The 15,095-nt window shown below is 69.1% G+C and carries 17 protein-coding genes; 9 read left to right on the top strand and 8 right to left on the bottom strand.

The features are described from left to right. Window positions 1-126: 126 nt before the first annotated feature. The 5 genes from ACO2TI_RS17630 to ACO2TI_RS17610 form a co-directional block, all read right to left on the bottom strand. Window positions 127-1,752 carry a hypothetical protein gene (locus tag ACO2TI_RS17630; protein ID WP_423286369.1) on the bottom strand — a complete coding sequence of 542 codons (1,626 nt, stop codon included), beginning with the start codon at window positions 1,750-1,752 and terminating at the stop codon, window positions 127-129. Between the two features lie 129 nt (window positions 1,753-1,881). Next, window positions 1,882-2,202: an MmcQ/YjbR family DNA-binding protein gene (locus tag ACO2TI_RS17625; protein WP_423286367.1), complete on the bottom strand. Its 321-nt coding sequence runs from the start codon at window positions 2,200-2,202 to the stop codon at window positions 1,882-1,884. After that, window positions 2,199-3,785: a methyl-accepting chemotaxis protein gene (locus ACO2TI_RS17620; RefSeq protein WP_423286365.1), complete on the bottom strand. Its 1,587-nt coding sequence runs from the start codon at window positions 3,783-3,785 to the stop codon at window positions 2,199-2,201. Before ACO2TI_RS17620 ends, ACO2TI_RS17625 begins: the two co-directional genes overlap by 4 nt. Before the next feature lie 174 nt (window positions 3,786-3,959). Beyond that, window positions 3,960-4,370, bottom strand: a complete 411-nt coding sequence (locus ACO2TI_RS17615) for a VOC family protein (protein WP_423286362.1) — start codon at window positions 4,368-4,370, stop codon at window positions 3,960-3,962. Window positions 4,371-4,382: 12 nt separating this feature from the next. Continuing rightward, window positions 4,383-4,868 (bottom strand): helix-turn-helix domain-containing protein, encoded by a 486-nt coding sequence (locus ACO2TI_RS17610; RefSeq protein ID WP_423286360.1) that lies wholly within the window; start codon window positions 4,866-4,868, stop codon window positions 4,383-4,385. 117 nt (window positions 4,869-4,985) lie between these two features. Between ACO2TI_RS17610 and ACO2TI_RS17605 the strand changes: the two genes are divergently transcribed. From ACO2TI_RS17605 to ACO2TI_RS17590, 4 genes are read left to right on the top strand one after another with little or no spacing between them, the layout of a single operon-like run. Continuing rightward, on the top strand, window positions 4,986-5,300 hold the full coding sequence (locus ACO2TI_RS17605; RefSeq protein WP_423286358.1) for a VOC family protein: 315 nt from the start codon (window positions 4,986-4,988) through the stop codon (window positions 5,298-5,300). Between the two features lie 16 nt (window positions 5,301-5,316). Next, window positions 5,317-6,024: a helix-turn-helix domain-containing protein gene (locus ACO2TI_RS17600; RefSeq protein WP_423286356.1), complete on the top strand. Its 708-nt coding sequence runs from the start codon at window positions 5,317-5,319 to the stop codon at window positions 6,022-6,024. 40 nt (window positions 6,025-6,064) lie between these two features. Then, window positions 6,065-6,475 carry a DoxX family protein gene (locus ACO2TI_RS17595; RefSeq protein ID WP_423286354.1) on the top strand — a complete coding sequence of 137 codons (411 nt, stop codon included), beginning with the start codon at window positions 6,065-6,067 and terminating at the stop codon, window positions 6,473-6,475. Between the two features lie 14 nt (window positions 6,476-6,489). Next, complete coding sequence (locus ACO2TI_RS17590; protein WP_423286352.1) at window positions 6,490-6,711, top strand: DUF4287 domain-containing protein; 222 nt, start codon at window positions 6,490-6,492, stop codon at window positions 6,709-6,711. A 72-nt stretch (window positions 6,712-6,783) separates the two neighbouring features. On the opposite strand, the gene ACO2TI_RS17585 is transcribed toward ACO2TI_RS17590, so the two are convergent. Both ACO2TI_RS17585 and ACO2TI_RS17580 read right to left on the bottom strand, forming a co-directional pair. Next, the gene (locus tag ACO2TI_RS17585; RefSeq protein ID WP_423286350.1) at window positions 6,784-7,194 is read right to left on the bottom strand and encodes an Hsp20/alpha crystallin family protein; all 411 of its coding nucleotides are present in this window, start codon (window positions 7,192-7,194) and stop codon (window positions 6,784-6,786) included. A gap of 17 nt (window positions 7,195-7,211) precedes the next feature. Next, entirely contained in the window at window positions 7,212-7,655 is a 444-nt protein-coding gene (locus tag ACO2TI_RS17580) for an Hsp20/alpha crystallin family protein (RefSeq protein WP_423286347.1), read from the bottom strand. Window positions 7,656-7,909: 254 nt separating this feature from the next. Between ACO2TI_RS17580 and ACO2TI_RS17575 the strand changes: the two genes are divergently transcribed. Genes ACO2TI_RS17575 through ACO2TI_RS17565 form a run of 3 tightly spaced genes read left to right on the top strand, consistent with a single transcriptional unit; the run spans window position 7,910 to window position 10,148 of the window. Next, window positions 7,910-8,335 carry a VOC family protein gene (locus ACO2TI_RS17575; RefSeq protein ID WP_423286345.1) on the top strand — a complete coding sequence of 142 codons (426 nt, stop codon included), beginning with the start codon at window positions 7,910-7,912 and terminating at the stop codon, window positions 8,333-8,335. Then, complete coding sequence (locus ACO2TI_RS17570; protein ID WP_423286343.1) at window positions 8,332-9,747, top strand: MATE family efflux transporter; 1,416 nt, start codon at window positions 8,332-8,334, stop codon at window positions 9,745-9,747. The genes ACO2TI_RS17575 and ACO2TI_RS17570 overlap by 4 nt, the downstream gene beginning before the upstream one ends. Window positions 9,748-9,758: 11 nt before the next feature. Beyond that, window positions 9,759-10,148, top strand: coding sequence for a GFA family protein (locus ACO2TI_RS17565; protein ID WP_423286341.1), 390 nt, complete (start codon window positions 9,759-9,761; stop codon window positions 10,146-10,148). A gap of 30 nt (window positions 10,149-10,178) precedes the next feature. Here the strand turns inward: ACO2TI_RS17565 and ACO2TI_RS17560 are convergent, their stop codons facing one another. Continuing rightward, window positions 10,179-10,907: a winged helix-turn-helix transcriptional regulator gene (locus tag ACO2TI_RS17560; RefSeq protein ID WP_423286339.1), complete on the bottom strand. Its 729-nt coding sequence runs from the start codon at window positions 10,905-10,907 to the stop codon at window positions 10,179-10,181. Window positions 10,908-11,034: 127 nt separating this feature from the next. Between ACO2TI_RS17560 and ACO2TI_RS17555 the strand changes: the two genes are divergently transcribed. Both ACO2TI_RS17555 and ACO2TI_RS17550 read left to right on the top strand, forming a co-directional pair. Beyond that, window positions 11,035-12,456, top strand: a complete 1,422-nt coding sequence (locus ACO2TI_RS17555; protein ID WP_423286337.1) for an FAD-binding oxidoreductase — start codon at window positions 11,035-11,037, stop codon at window positions 12,454-12,456. A 129-nt stretch (window positions 12,457-12,585) separates the two neighbouring features. Further along, complete coding sequence (locus ACO2TI_RS17550; protein WP_423286335.1) at window positions 12,586-15,039, top strand: response regulator; 2,454 nt, start codon at window positions 12,586-12,588, stop codon at window positions 15,037-15,039. Window positions 15,040-15,095 lie beyond the last annotated feature (56 nt).

Below are 15,095 nucleotides of genomic sequence, written 5' to 3'. Positions count from 1 at the left end.
GCATGCTTATGGGTGTTCATCCGGGTCGGCTCTTTGGGTTGGATTGAGGTTTGGCGACTTCCAGTCTCTCAAACCCCATCCGGATGAACACCCGATACAACCTATTGAAGCTTCACAGCTAGGGCTTCACAGGACCTGGCCAGCAGCCTGCGGTGCGATCGAGTCGGTTCCCGACGCTGCGGCGCGTTCGACGCGCCATCGGCCCGCGCGGTACATGCTGGGCACCAGCCAGCCGATGACTGCACCGATGACCGCCGCGGTCGTGATCGTGCGCTCGGGCGGGCCCGCAAAGCCAGCGCCCAAGACCCCCTTCAGCAGCTCCACGACGCCCCACTGGCACAGGCCCAGCACGAGCGCCAGCGCCGCCGACTCGGCCCAGCGCAGCCACCGTGGCGGCGGCCGCTGCGCACCCTGGAAGTCGTCGGCCGCCCAGGCAATGGCCACCGTCGCGGCAAAGCTCATCAACAGCCATGGCCAGCGCTGCGCGGTCGTCCCCCACGCCTTGCCGAAGGCGCCCGGCGTGGCCAGCGTGCGCAGCACGTTGCCTTCCGAGTCGAAGGCAAAGCGGAACAGCACCGACACCGCGAAAGCCGCCAGCGCCGCGGCGGCGCCGCACACTGCATAGGCGGCCACCGGCCGCGGCTCGCCCGGCACGCGGCGCGCGTAGGGCCAGATCGCCTTCGGATAGATCGCCAGCACGATCGCGATCGCATAGACGATCGGCACCATGATCAACACGCGCGTCTGAGGCGGCAGCAGCGTGGGCGAGACGAACATTCGCCGCATCATCAGCGGCACGAACAGCATCGCCAGGAAGATCAGGCCCACCACCAGCACGATGTCGTGCGAGCTCAACGGATGGGCGCCGCCGGTGTGGCCCGCGAAGCCCATCTGCGCGAGCGCCTGCTGGCGGCGACGGCTGCTGCGCGCCTCGGCCAGCACCCCGCGCGCAACGAAATCGCACAGCGCGCGCCACAGCGTGGCGAGGTCGCCCTCGGCGTTGTTGAGCCGGCGCCGTACCGCACGCGCCAGGCCCGAGCCGCCGGCGTCGTCCAGCTCGGCCAGGGTCTGGTCGTCGAGCAGCATCGCGAGCGCGTCGACGCGCTCGCGCAGGCCCGCCAGCTCCTCGCGGTGCTGGTCGGCGAAGCGCGCGTAGTCGTGCACCGACTCCCAGCGCTCGATCAGCGCCAGCAGCGCGAGGCAGCGCGCCCAGCGAGCGCGCACCGACGCCGCCGGTGCGTCCAGCCACTCGAGCGCGGCGCCATGCGCCGCGAGCCGGCTTTGCACGGCCTCGCGGCTGCCGGCCGGCAGATCGAAGCTCGCGTTGCGCAGCTGGGCGCCGAGCACGCGCGCTTCGATGGGAATGTTGCCGACGCGCCAGAACCAGCGCTTGATCCTTTCGTCCACCACCGACAGCAGCGGCACGTCAGGCAGCAGCGAGGTCAGCATCAGGGCCGCCAGCAACGGGCCCGGCAAGGCCCCGACCTCCGCCGGAAGCGCGCCGACCAGCGGCTCGACCAGCGGCGCGATGCTCTTCAGGTCGAGGGAGATCAGCGCCCCGCCGAGCATCACGTACAGCGCGAGCATCGCGACGACGTAGCCGCAGGCCGCGCTCCAGTAACGCCAGAAGGTGGTGGTCGGGCGCGGCTGCGACGGCTTCTGGAAACGCCCCCAGGCATAGGCGGTCACGGCAGCGGCACCGACAAGCCACTGCAGCATCAGCACTTGATCCGCGGCAGAGGGGTTCGGCATGGCAGCTCCTTGCGCCACCGGCGTTCAAGGCGCATCCACCGTCTTGAACTTAGTCGCTGGCCCGCCGTGCGCTATCCACAATCGGCAGGAGCCGCACCGGTTTGGGGGGCCTCGCGAGCTGCCTCGCCATCAGCCGTGCAAGGACATCGGTGCCTTGCGCCGCCAGGCGCGGCGCAGCCAGTCCTTCACGACGGCCGGCTGCGCATCGGCCAGCGCAACGCGCAGCCCCATCACCTTGCCGCCCCACAGCAGCTTCTCGGCGATCTCCGGGTGCATCGCCAGCGCGAGTCCACGCGTCGGCTCGTCGACGAACAGATGCACGTGAGAGCCCGCGGGCGGCGCGGTCGCGAAGATCTTGCCGCGCACGCGAAACGAGGTGAAGTCGTGGTGCGGCTGCTCCACCACCTCGGGCAGCGCCAGCGCGATGCGACGAACCTCGGCGAGTTTCATCGCGCCAGTGTCGCCGGGCGCGACGCCCCGGTCTTGAACGCCGAGATCATGCCCATCAGCTCGCTGGCCTGCTGGCTCAGGCTGCCGGCCGCCGCCGCGCTTTCCTCCACCAGCGCGGCGTTGCGCTGCGTGCCCTCGTCGATCGACGCGACGGCCTGGTTGACCTGCACGATGCCGCTGCTTTGCTCGACCGTCTTGGCATCCATCTCGGCGATCAGGTCGGTGACGCGGCGCACCTGCATCACGATATCGGACATGGTCTCGCCCGCCTCGTGCACCAGTCGGCTGCCGGCGCCGACCTTCTCGACGCTCGCGCCGATCAGCGTCTTGATCTCCTTGGCGGCATGGGCACTGCGCTGCGCAAGGCTGCGCACCTCGGCGGCCACGACCGCGAAGCCGCGGCCCTGTTCGCCGGCGCGCGCGGCTTCCACGGCCGCGTTCAACGCCAGGATGTTGGTCTGGAACGCGATGCCGTCGATCACGCCGATGATGTCGGCGATCTTCTTCGACGACTCGGTGATCTCGCCCATCGTCGACACGACACGCCCGACGACCTCGCCGCCGCGGCCCGCCACTTCGGCCGCCGAGCTCGCGAGCTGGCTGGCCTGGCGCGCCGTGTCGGCGTTCTGCTGCACCGTCGCCGTCATCTGCTGCATCGACGCGGCGGTCTCCTGCAGCGCGCCGGCCTGGTGCTCGGTGCGGCTCGACAAGTCCTGGTTGCCGCTGGCGATCTGCGCCGACGCGATGGCGATGCCGTCGGCCGACTGGCGCACGCGCGCCACCATGTCGACCAGGCTCTCGTTCATCTTCTTCAGCGCGCCGAGCAGCTGGCCCATCTCATCGTGGCGGTCGACGACGATGTCGTTGGCCAGGTTGCCGCCGGCCACCGACTCGGCGAGCGCGACGGCGCGCATCAGCGGCACCGTCACGGCGCGGCTGAGCAGCCAGCCCAATCCAACGGCCGCGGCCACCGCCAGCGCGCACACCACCACCAGCAGCCAGCGCTCGCGCGCGTAGGCCGCCTCGGCCTCGGCCACGGCCGCCTTGCCCTGTGCGTGGTCGTGCTCGATGTAGTCGTGCGTCGCCTTCATCAGCGCGGCCAGCAGCGGGCGGCACTCGTTGTTCATGTGCTCGATCGCCTGGGCGCTGCGCCCGCCGAGCGCCATGTCCACGATCCCCAGCGCCACCGGCCCGTACTGGCCCTCGATCTTCTCGATCTCGCCGAGCAGCGCACGCTCGCGCCCCGTGGACGCGGCCGCCTCGCCCAGCACCGCCTTCAGGCGCGACAGTGTCGACTGCACCTCCTCGTGCGCCTTCGTGACGACGGCCCTCTCGGTCTCGCGATCCGCCGGCGTGGTGACCAGCACGAGGTTGCGCGCCGCGACGGCGCGCCGCTGCGCGGCCGCGCGCAGCTCGCCGGCCAGCTGTTCGCGCGTGCCGACTTGCTCCAGGTAGTCGGCGAAGCGGTCGTTGGCGGCGTGCAGCGACACCAGCGACAGCATCGCCACGCCGATCACCACGGCGGCCAGCACGAGAAAGCCGAGCATCAGCTTGGTCTTCACTCGCAGTTGATTCAGTTTCATCGAAAGCCCCTCGCGCCCCTGCGCGCGTCGCCCGGTCTCGCGGCACCTGCGCGGCGCCGGGACGTCACGGCCGCGCAGGTGGACGGGCCCGCATCGACGGCCGCCCGCTGGCGGGGATTTCGGCTGGCAGGCGCGACGGGGTTGGACGGCGCCTGCGTGGGATTTGCTTGCCCTTCAATGGCGGCCGGCGCCGATCATCTTCCAGCCGTTGCCGCAAGGGTCGCGAAAGCCCGCATCCACGCTGCCGAAGCGCTCGATCGGCTCCTGCGTGAACTCCACGCCCAGGCCGAGCAGGCGGTCGTAGGCGGCGCGGCAGTCGTCCACCGCCAGCACGAGCGGCGGCATCGCGCCCTTGGCCACCAGCGCGCGCAGCGCCTGGGCCGTGGCTTCGTCCTGCATCGGCGGGCCGGGCGTGAAGAGGCCCAACTGGAACGAGGGCTGGTCCGGGTGCTGCACCGTCAGCCAGCGAAAGCCGCCGTTGCGGACGTCGGTGTGGACGCGAAAGCCCAGCTTGCCGACATAGAAGGCGAGCGCTTCATCCTGGTCGCGCACATAAAGGCCGACCACATCGATACCCTGACTCATGGAACCTCCGGTTCATTTCGAAGGCGCCTTTGTAGCGTCCGTCTCGCGGCGCCGCTTCTCCGAAACTGCGATCTCGAGGCCGGGGCGGTGGGCGGCACTGACGATGCAGTGCGGCACGCGATGGAGCTCGCTCGCGTCGGCTCGGCCGCGCCGGCGGCTGACGCTCGGGCTTTCGCCGGTGATGTCGCGGAAGGTGCGGCCGAAGCTGCCCAGGCTCTCCCAGCCGGTCTGGAAGGCGATCTCGGTGACGGGCAGGTCGGTGTCGCGCAGCAGCGCGCTCGCGCGCTCGATGCGCCGCGTCAGCAGGTAGCGATGCGGCGGCACGCCGAACGCCTGCTTGAACGAACGCGCGAAGTGGGCCTCGGACACGCCGCTCACGCTCGCCAGCCGCGAGACGGGCCAGGCCTCGTGCGAGGCGGCATCCATGCGGTCCTTGGCGCGCAACAGGCGGCGCAACAGATCGGGGTCCTGGCTGGGCAGCGGCACGTCGCAAGGCATGGGAAGGTTTGGGGACGCGAGGCTACCTCAGGCCGCACGGCGCGGAACGAGAATTGCCCACGCAACCCCGGCTGTCATGCCGTGCGATGGCACGCCCCCACGAGCCGGAGAACGAACGTGATGAGCAAGAACACGATCTGTCTCTGGTACGAAGGCACCGCCCTGGAGGCCGCTCAGTTCTACGCCAAGACGTTTCCCGACAGCGCCGTCACGGCCGCGCACCGCGCGCCGGGCGACTCCCCCGCCGGCAAGCAAGGCGATGTCCTGATGGTCGACTTCACCGTCATGGGCATTCCCTGCCTGGGCCTCAACGGCGGCCCGGCGTTCAGGCACAACGGCGCGGACCGCGCGGCGGCCAAGCGCGCTTTCGAGGCGATGATGGAGATGACGAAGATCGACATCGCCGCGATCGAAGCGGCGCGGCGCGGCTGAGGCCCGGGAGACCCACATGCTCATCGCCTTCGAAGACCGGCCCTCGGACTGCGGCGTGGTCGAGCGCGTCTGGCGCAGCCGCAGCGAGCGGTCCGGGCCGTTTCACTCCATGGCCGCGTGCAACTGGGTGATGGTCGTGACCCGGCACCAAGGACGCGTGTTCCTGACGGTGCGCGGTCCGGAGACCCGGGCGTCGATGGCCGAGTGTCCCGCCGACGGCGAATGGATCGGCATTCATTTCAAGCTCGGCACCTACATGCCCTCGATGCCGAACCTGGCATTGCGCGACCGAAACGATGCGACGCTGCCCAGCCTGTCGAAGCGCTCGTTCCTGCTCGACGGCTCGGCCTGGGAGTTCCCCTCGTTCGACAACGCCGATGTCTTTGTCCGCCGGCTGCTGCGCAAGGGCTTGATCGCTTCGGACCCTCACGTCCGGGCCGTGCTGCACTCAGAGCCAAGCCACCGGACCCGGCGCACGCAGCAGCGGCACTTCCTGAACGCCTCGGGCCTCACGCAGTCGACCGCGAGGCAGATCGAGCGCGCTCGTCGCGCGACGTACCTGCTGACGCGCGGCGTACCGATCCTGGACGTGGTTCACGACATGGGCTACTTCGACCAGGCGCATCTGACCCGCTCGCTGAAGCACTTCATCGGGCGCACGCCGGCCCAGGTCGCACGCGGCGAGGGGCAGTTGTCGTTCCTGTACAAGCCCGACGGCCTGTGAGCCGATAAGTTGCGGCCCTCGTTTCATCCGAGTGCCCAACATGCCCATCGAAGCACAAGCCCTCACGACCCACGTTCTGTGGACCGGCCGCGTCCTCAGCGGCCTCGCCATCGCCTTCTTGCTGCTCGATGCGGCAATGAAGCTCGTGCCGCTCAAGCCGGTCATCGACGCCATGCAAGGCCTCGGCTTCGCCGGCGGCGTCTCGCTGGCGCGCGGACTCGGCGCCCTGCTGCTCGCTTGCACGCTCCTCTACGCCCTGCCGAGGACCGCACCGCTGGGAGCGCTGCTGCTGACCGGCTACCTCGGCGGCGCGATGGCCGTGCAGCTGCGTGCCGGCAACCCGCTGTTCAGCCACGTGCTGTTCGGCGCCTACATCGGCCTGGCGCTGTGGGCCGGGCTGCTGCTCAGGAGCGCCCCGCTGCGCTCCATGCTGCTCCAGCACGGGCAGTGAACGGGGACGACGACATGACGTTTCAGGCCTACATCGACAACATCAAGGCGAAGACCGGCAAGAGCCCGGAGGACTTCCTGCGGCTCGCCGCCGACAAGGGCTGGATCGCCGACGGCAAGCTGCGCGCCGACGTGAAGGCCATGCAGGTGGTCGCCTGGCTCAAGGCGGACCACTCGCTGGGGCACGGCCACGCCATGGCGATCGTGGCAGTGCTCAAGGGCAAGGCCCCGAGCTGAGCGGGCGCGGCGTCCAACGCGAACACGCGCAACGGGCCAGGCCGCCCCCTCGGCGCCCGTGATCGACTGCCCTCAGCTCACGCGCACTTCGATCCTGCGCGGCTGTGCGTGCTCGGCCTTGGGAATGCGCAGGGTCAGCACGCCGTGCGACAGCTGCGCCGAGATGCGGTCCGCGTCGAGCTCCTTGCTGAGCGTGAAGCGGCGCTCGTAACGGAACCGCTGTACTTCGGCATGGCTGGACGTCATGTCCTGCGGAACCGGCAGGACGATCTCGCCCGCGACGCTCAGTTGGTCGCCGTCGACATGGACGCTCAGCCGGTCCTTCGGCACGCCGGGCATGTCGGCGTACAGCGTGATGCCCGTGCTGTCCTCGATCACGTCCACAGGCGGCGTCAGCGCCGGGTCGCTGCGTTGCTGGGAAACGGCCGCGGCGCGCGCCTCGCGTTCGGTCAGTTGGTTGCTGGTTTGGGTGCTGGTGTTCATGGCTGGACTCCCTTCGGTCAGTGGATCTCGACGCGCTTGGGCTGGGCCGACTCGCGCCGCTTCACCGTCACGTGCAGGATGCCGTCGCGGTATTCGGCCTGCACGCCGTCGGGCGCGATATCGTCGGGCAGGCTGATGACGCGCCGAAAGCGACCGTAGAAGCGCTCCTCGATGTGCAGCGAGAGCCGCTCGTCGGAGGCCGGCGAGACCTCGCGCGACTTGCGCTCGCCGGCGATGGTGAGCACGCCGCGGTCCAGGTTGACGTCGATGCTCGCCGGCTCGAGACCCGGCGCAAAGGCGTAGATCTCGATCGACGAGGCCGTGGTGCCGACGTTCAGGGCCGGGTAGCCGCCGCGGCCGAGGCCGCGGATGCTGGGCGAGACGTCGAACGCGCCGTGCACTTCGCGCTGAAGGCGATCGAGCTCGGCGAAGAGGTCGCTCGGAAACAGGCTGCGGTACATGGTGGGTTCCTCCAGACAGGATCGGCGCCGCGACGCCCCGCAGCGCCTGTTCGCAGAACTAGGGTCGCTCGCCGCGTCTTCAAGAGCCCGTCAATTCAGGGCATCCCCGGATGCCCCTGTTCCGGCCATGGTCCGAGGGTGGCGCCCTGAAAGAATGGTCGCCGGCTGTCGATCCGGGCGGCGCTCGATCGTCGTGCGGGTGGGGCCTGCCCGTGCGCAGATCCCGCCCCCCGGACAACCCACAGGAAGGACCCATGAGCAAGATGATCTTCGTCAGCCTGCCGGTCACCGACCTCCAGGCCTCGATCGCCTTCTACAAGGCGCTCGGATTCGAGCAGAACCTGCAGTTCAGCGACGACGCCGGCGCCTGCATGGTGTGGAGCGAGTCGATCTACGCGATGCTGCTCACCCACGCCAAGTGGCGCAGCTTCACCGAGCGGCCGCTCCCGCCGGCCGGTGCCAGCGGCGTGATGCTCAACCTGTCGGTCGACAGTCGCGAGGCCGTCGATGCGATGAATCTGGCCGCCGCGGCCAACGGCGGGCAGGCCGACGTGAACCCGGTGCAGGAGATGGGCTTCATGTACGGCCGCGACCTCGCCGACCCCGACGGGAACCTGTGGGGGCCCTTCTGGATGGACCCGGCCGCCGTGCCGCCCGCAGCACAGGAGGCCAAGTCGTGACCGCATCCGAGGCCAGCCTCTCGCCCGCGCCCTCGCTGTGGGCCGACCTGCGTGCCGCGCTGCGCGGCACCGACGCCGACTACACGCGCATCCCGCTGAAACGCGCCGTGCTCCTGCTGGCCGTGCCGATGATGCTGGAGCTGGTGCTCGAGTCGACGTTTGCCGTTGTCGATATCTTCTTCGTCGCGAAGCTCGGCCCATCGGCGGTCGCGACGGTGGGCCTGACCGAGACCTACCTCTTCCTGCTGTATTCGATTGCGATGGGCCTGGCGACGGCGGTCACCGCCATCGTCGCGCGGCGCGTCGGCGAGCGCCGCGGCGACGAGGCGGCCGTCACGGCCGTGCAGGCGATCGCACTCGCCGTCCTGGTCTCGGTGCCGTTCGCGGCGGCCGGCATCTTCTTCGCCCAGGACCTGCTGCGCCTGATGGGCGGCGACGAGTGGGTGCTGGAGCACGGCTACCGCTACATGCAGTGGATGCTCGGCGGCAACGCCGTCATCTTGCTGCTGTTCGTCATCAACGCGATCTTTCGCGGCGCGGGCGACGCGGCGGCGGCGATGCGCGTGCTGTGGGTGGCGAACGCGCTGAACATCGTGCTCGACCCGATCTTCATCTTCGGCCTCGGCCCGGTCCCGGCCATGGGCGTCGAAGGCGCGGCGATCGCCACCACGCTGGGCCGCGGCGCCGGCGTGCTGATGCAGCTGTGGATCCTCGTGCGCGGCGGCGAGCACCTGCGCGTGGGCCGCGCGGCGCTGCAGCTTCACGGCCGCACGATGCTGCAGATCGCGCGCACCTCGCTCGGCGGCATCGGCCAGATGATCGTCGCGATGACGGCCTGGATCTTCCTGATGCGCATCCTCGCCAGCGTCTCGACCGAAGCGGTGGCGGGCGCGACGATCGCGATCCGCATCATGATGTTCACGCTCATGCCGGCCTGGGGCATGAGCAATGCCGCGGCCACGCTCGTGGGGCAGAACCTCGGGGCGGGCAAGGCGGTGCGCGCGGAGGCGGCCGTCTGGCGAATCGGCTGGATGAACATGGCCTTCACGCTGGCGGTGTCGGTGCTGTTCTTCGCCTGGCACGACGCGATCGTCGGGCTGTTCACCGACGACGCGGCCGTCGTCGCGATCGGCGGCGAGTGGCTGTCGATCCTGGCGTATTCGTACTTCGTCTACGGCTGGTGGATGGTCTCGGTGCAGGCCTTCAACGGCGCCGGCGACACGATGACGCCGACCTGGATCAACCTGGTGTTCTTCTGGCTGATCCAGATCCCGCTGTCCTGGGCGCTGGCGTTGCCGATGGGCTGGGCGCACTCGGGCGTGTTCTGGGGCGTCTTCGTCTCGGAGACCTCCGTGGGCGTGTTCACCTTGTGGCTGTTCAGCCGCGGGCGGTGGAAGACCGCCAAGGTGTGAGGAGGCACGGCATGCATCGATTCATCGGCGGATGCCTGTGCGGCGATGTCCGCTTCGTGGCGTCGGGATCCCCGTACCGGGTCGGGCTGTGCCACTGCCTCGACTGCCGCAAGCACCATGGGGCGCTCTTTCACGCGAGCGCCGTGTTCCCCCAGGACGCGGTGAAGATCGACGGCGAAACGCGCGAGTACGCAGGACGGCATTTCTGTGCGCGCTGCGGCTCGTCCGTCTTCGGGCGCACCGCAGACGAGATCGAGATCAGCCTGGGCGCCCTGGATGCGCCCGACCAGCTGAAGCCGACCTACGAGCTCTGGACCCTCCGCCGCGAGGCCTGGCTGCCGCCGTTTCCGCTTGCGAGACGCTACGAGCGCGACCGCGATGCCGCCAGTCGCTTCGAGTAGCGGGCGCAGCCAAGAGCCGCGGGGCCGCGCTCACGCCCCGGCGGCGCCGGCGGCGTGCCGATCGGAGACAAGCCGCGCGACCCGCGCGCGCCGCGTCGGCGCGAACGCGCTCGTTCCCAGCCACCGCCACAGCGCCTGCGCGTCACGCGCGGCCCCGTCGACACGGATCTCGTGCGACTGAAGGGCCTGCTGGGGCAGCAGGTCGCCGGACCAGATCTCCGTCAAGGCGCGCACGGACGAGTTCACCACCAGCGTCGGCTCGCGCCCCGGGTCGTCGCGACACAGGTCGGCCACGCCGTTCTCCACCACGAGCCACCATGCGCCCTCGTGGGCCCGCGCGTCGCGGAACTGGAAGTTGATGACCACGGGCTCGGGCGGGAACTCCGGCAGGCACACGAACCGGCGGATGTCCCACATCAGCAGACTCGCGTCGAGTTGGTCGTCGCGCAGCCGGCTGCCGACCCACTGCGCGCCCCAATGGCCCAGCGCCATGACGATGGGGCGCAGATCTTCGCCGGCCTCGGTGAGGCTGTATTCCCAGACCTTGCCGACGGCGTGGCGCTGCACCACGCCGAACTCCTCCAGGCGGTGGAGCCGCTGGGCCAGCAGGCTGGTGGACATGCGCGGCACGCCGCGGTGCAGGTCGTTGAAGCGCCTGCTGCCGCACAGCAGTTCGCGCACGACCAGCGGCGTCCAGCGCTCGCACAGCACTTCGGCGCCCCGGGCAATGGTGCAGAACTGGCCGTAGCTGGGTTCCATCGCAACACTCCCGCTGCAAACGCTTCAGATTCTGGACTGGTCATCCGGGCCTCGCCACCGGCAAGCTGTGCACGTCTCGCATGGACGCGAGTTGCACCCCATTTCCCTTTTTCTCTGGAGAACGCTCATGGCACTCAAGCTCGCTCAGATGGATGGCGGCAGCGTGGAGATCTCGGCGGACGACCTGCAGTCGTTCAAGGCTGCCTTCAAAGGCCGCGTGCTCACGGCGGACGACGCCGAGTACGAGGAGGTCCGCAAGGTCTGGAACGCGATGATCGATCGCCGCCCGGGCCTGGTGGCGCGCTGCACCGGCACGGCCGATGTCGTGCAGGCCGTGCGGTTTGCGCGCCGGCACGGACTGCTGTGTTCCGTGCGCGGCGGCGGCCACAACATCGCCGGACTGGCCGTGTGCGAAGGCGGCCTGATGATCGACATGTCGCTGCTTCGGGGCGTCTGGGTCGACCCGGTGGGCCGCACGGCCCGCGCGCAGGCGGGCTGCACGCTCGGCGACGTCGACCGCGAGACGCAATTGCACGGTCTCGCGGCGGTGCTGGGCTTTGTTTCCGCGACCGGCATTGCCGGCCTGACCGTCGGCGGCGGCTTCGGCTACCTCACGCGCCGCCATGGCTGGACCTGCGACAACCTTGTCTCGATGGAGGTCGTGACCGCCGACGGCGAGATCCTGCGCGCGTCTGCCGACGAGCACGAGGACCTGTTCTGGGCGCTGCGCGGCGGCAGCGGCAATTTCGGGATCGTCACGTCATTCGAGTACCGGCTGTACCCGGTGGGGCCGGAGATCCTGGGCGGCGCGATCGCCTGGCACGGCGACGACGCCCGGCAGGTTCTCGAGGCCTATCGCGCGTTCAGTGCCGAGGCCCCGCGCGAGCTGGCCAGCGTGGCCGTGCTGCGGATCGCGCCGCCGGCGCCCTGGCTTCCGAAAGAAGTGCACGGCAAGCCGATCGTTGCCGTGTTCGTGTGCCACAGCGGCAGGATCGAAGACGGCGAGGCCGCGCTCGCGCCGCTGCGCCGCCTGGGCCGCCCGGTCGCCGACATCGTGACGCGGCGGCCCTATACGCAGATGCAAAGCCTGCTCGACGCCACGCAGCCCAAGGGCCGGCGCTACTACTGGAAGTCGCATTACCTGCCCGCCATCGACCGCCGGCTGATCGAAATTGCGACCGAGCATGCCGGCCGCATCCGCTCGCCCCATTCGGCCATTCTGATGTTCCAGATCCAGGGCGCGCTGAACGAACTGCCCACCGAACACTCGCCGGCCGGCAACCGCGACGCGGCCTACGTGTTGAACATCACCGGCTCGTGGGAGCAGCCGAGCGACGACGACCTCAACATCCGGTGGGCGCGAGAGTGCTTCGAAGCCACGCGCGCCTGCTCGACCGGCGGCACCTACATCAACTTCCTGACCGAAGAAGAGGGGCCAGACCGCATCGAGGCGGCCTACGGGCGCACCAACCTGGCAAGGCTGGCCGCGCTCAAGCGCAAGTACGACCCGGAGGACTTCTTCCGCCACACGAAGCGAGTCTCGGTCTAGACCGCGGTTGAGGTCGAGGCTCCACGGCAGTTCAGGCAATTCGAGCAGGAGATCCCACCCCAGCGCCAGGCGCTGGTCCTTGACTTTGCGCAAGGCCACGAGGCGGTCATCCGACAGACTCAACCGGTGATGGACCGCGTTGACGATCTGGATGCATTGTGGGTGGCACGCTACCGCCAGGCGGCGCAGCTGTGCGGCGTCGCGGTCGCGGCGCTCGGGCTGCTGGTCTTGTTGGGCTGGTACCTGGACGAGCCCCTTCTGACGCAAGTCCTGCCAGGGCTCGCCTCCATGAAGCCCAACACGGCCGTGGGCTTTCTGTTCAACGGGATCTCGCTGGTCGTCTCGAGCACGCTGGTGGCGCCGCGCGCTGCCCGCATCGCTGCCATTGCGTTGGCCGCGTTCGTGGCCCTGGTGGGCTTGCTCACGCTGACCGAATACCTGCTGGTCCTGGATCTGGGAATCGACCAGCTCCTGATTCACAGCGGGTCGGACCCGGCCGGCCACGCGCCGCCTGGGCGCATGGCGCTGGCCACGGCGGTGGCGCTGCTGTGCTTGGGTCTGGCCCTGGCGCTGCAGGCTGCGGGACGCTGGCCCCGCGTGTCGCAAGTGGCGGCGGCAGTGGGAGGCCTGATCGGCTTCCTGGCCGTCCTGGGCTACGCCTATGGAGTCGATGCACTGTACGGTGTCGGCGCCTACTCGAGCCTCGCCTTGCACACGGCCGTCGGGCTCGTCGTGCTCTGCCTCGGAACGCTGCTGGCCAGGCCGTCGCAAGGGTTGATGCGGCTCATGGCCGACACCACTGCAGGCGGTGTCGCGGCCCGCAGTCTGCTGCCCTTCGTGCTGGGCGCGCCCTTCCTCCTGGGCTTGTTGCACGTTCAGGCTGAACGCGGCACTCAGGTGAAGGGCGCCTTCGGCATTGCGCTCGTCACGGTGGCCTACGTCCTGCTGTTTGCGCTCATGGTGTGGCGCACCGCCAATGCCTTGCGCCTGAGCGAACTGCAACGCAAGGCAGTGCAGCGGGACCTGCACAAGCAGGAGCTTCAACTCGACGACATCATCCGCTCCGTCATGGATGCCGTGATCGTGATGGATGGCGAGCAACGGATCGTGCTGTTCAACCCGGCGGCGGAAGCGATGTTCGGACGCCGCAGCGGCGACATGGTGGGCCGCACGCTGGAGACATTGCTGCCTCAATCCGCCTGGGCCAAGCACGATGACCTTGTGCGGGCGTTCGGGGCTGGCTCGAACGACAAGCGGCGCATGGGTGGCGCTCGGTCGCTGTCTGCAGTGCGGGCCGACGGTCGACACTTTCCTGTCGAGGTGTCCATCTCGAAGCTGGATGCCGACGGCAAGCGCTACTACACCGCCGTGCTGCGGGACGTGACCGAACTGCGCGAAAAGACCGAGCAGGCACGATTGGCTGCAGAGGCCGCCAACCGCACGAAGTCGGCCTTCCTGGCCAACATGAGCCACGAGATCCGCACGCCGCTGAATGCCATCCTCGGCCTGTCCGGCCTGCTGCAAAGCGACGGGCCGACGCCCGAACAGGCCGAACGACTGGGAAAGATCGACGTCGCAGCCCGGCACCTGCTTTCGATCGTCAATGACATCCTCGACCTCTCCAGGATCGAAGCGGGCCGACTCCATCTCGATCAGCGGGACTTCCATCTGGCGGCGCTGTTCGACAACGTGCAATCGATCATCAGCGAGCAGGCGCACGGCAAGGGAATCGTCGTGCGTGTGGATCTCGACGCCGTACCGACATGGCTGCACGGAGACCTGACCCGGTTGGGGCAGGCACTCCTCAACTATGCGGGCAATGCCGTCAAGTTCACCGAGCAGGGCGCGATCACTTTGCGGGCCAAGCTGGCCGACCAGACCGAGAACGATCTGCTCGTGCGCTTTGAAGTTCAGGATACGGGCGTTGGAATTGCAGCCGACAAGCTTCCCCGCCTGTTCAATGTGTTCGAGCAGGCGGACACGTCCATCACGCGTGACTACGGCGGCTCGGGGCTGGGGCTGGCCATCACGAAGCACCTGGCGCAGTTGATGGGCGGCGACGTGGGCGTCAGCAGCTTGCCGGGCGAAGGCTCCACGTTCTGGTTCACGGCCCGGCTAAGCCGTGGACGCGGTCCGCAGCCGGCACTTGCCGCAGGCATGCATCCTGGACCCGAGAGTCAGTTGAGGCGCCTTCACCACGGCGCACGCGTACTGCTGGTGGAAGACAACCCCGTCAATCTCGAGGTGGCGAAAGCGTTGCTGGAGAGAGCGGGCCTCGAGGTCGACACGGCGGAAAACGGTCAACTGGCCATCGAGAAAGTCAGAGCCCATGCATACGACGCGATCCTGATGGACGTGCAGATGCCCGTGTTGGATGGCCTGGCGGCCACACGCAGCATACGGGCGCTCCCGCAGTGGGCCACGCGGCCCATCATCGGCCTCTCGGCCAACGCGTTCAACGAGGATCGGGCGCTCTGTCTGCAGGCCGGCATGAACGACTTCGTGGCCAAGCCGGTCGAGCCGGCCGCGCTCTTCGGGGCCCTCCTGCACTGGCTCCCGCAACGGGCAACCGAGCTTGAGTGATCGGGCCGCCGGCGGGTTGCGCCGATCACGATGACCACGCGCCAGTGCCAGGGCGA

The sequence above is a fragment of the Caldimonas sp. KR1-144 genome, from assembly GCF_049446155.1.
Lineage (GTDB): Bacteria > Pseudomonadota > Gammaproteobacteria > Burkholderiales > Burkholderiaceae_C > Rivibacter.
The sequence above is the reverse complement of the archived record's forward strand: the minus strand, read 5'-3'. Positions and strand labels throughout refer to the sequence as shown.

Coding starts and splice junctions, on each gene's coding strand:
- ACO2TI_RS17630 (WP_423286369.1), bottom strand. CDS start 1,752: ATGCCGAACCCCTCTGCCGCGGATCAAGTGCTGATGCTGCAGTGGCTT.
- ACO2TI_RS17625 (WP_423286367.1), bottom strand. CDS start 2,202: ATGAAACTCGCCGAGGTTCGTCGCATCGCGCTGGCGCTGCCCGAGGTG.
- ACO2TI_RS17620 (WP_423286365.1), bottom strand. CDS start 3,785: ATGAAACTGAATCAACTGCGAGTGAAGACCAAGCTGATGCTCGGCTTT.
- ACO2TI_RS17615 (WP_423286362.1), bottom strand. CDS start 4,370: ATGAGTCAGGGTATCGATGTGGTCGGCCTTTATGTGCGCGACCAGGAT.
- ACO2TI_RS17610 (WP_423286360.1), bottom strand. CDS start 4,868: ATGCCTTGCGACGTGCCGCTGCCCAGCCAGGACCCCGATCTGTTGCGC.
- ACO2TI_RS17600 (WP_423286356.1), top strand. CDS start 5,317: ATGCTCATCGCCTTCGAAGACCGGCCCTCGGACTGCGGCGTGGTCGAG.
- ACO2TI_RS17595 (WP_423286354.1), top strand. CDS start 6,065: ATGCCCATCGAAGCACAAGCCCTCACGACCCACGTTCTGTGGACCGGC.
- ACO2TI_RS17590 (WP_423286352.1), top strand. CDS start 6,490: ATGACGTTTCAGGCCTACATCGACAACATCAAGGCGAAGACCGGCAAG.
- ACO2TI_RS17585 (WP_423286350.1), bottom strand. CDS start 7,194: ATGAACACCAGCACCCAAACCAGCAACCAACTGACCGAACGCGAGGCG.
- ACO2TI_RS17580 (WP_423286347.1), bottom strand. CDS start 7,655: ATGTACCGCAGCCTGTTTCCGAGCGACCTCTTCGCCGAGCTCGATCGC.
- ACO2TI_RS17575 (WP_423286345.1), top strand. CDS start 7,910: ATGAGCAAGATGATCTTCGTCAGCCTGCCGGTCACCGACCTCCAGGCC.
- ACO2TI_RS17565 (WP_423286341.1), top strand. CDS start 9,759: ATGCATCGATTCATCGGCGGATGCCTGTGCGGCGATGTCCGCTTCGTG.
- ACO2TI_RS17560 (WP_423286339.1), bottom strand. CDS start 10,907: ATGGAACCCAGCTACGGCCAGTTCTGCACCATTGCCCGGGGCGCCGAA.
- ACO2TI_RS17555 (WP_423286337.1), top strand. CDS start 11,035: ATGGCACTCAAGCTCGCTCAGATGGATGGCGGCAGCGTGGAGATCTCG.
- ACO2TI_RS17550 (WP_423286335.1), top strand. CDS start 12,586: ATGGACCGCGTTGACGATCTGGATGCATTGTGGGTGGCACGCTACCGC.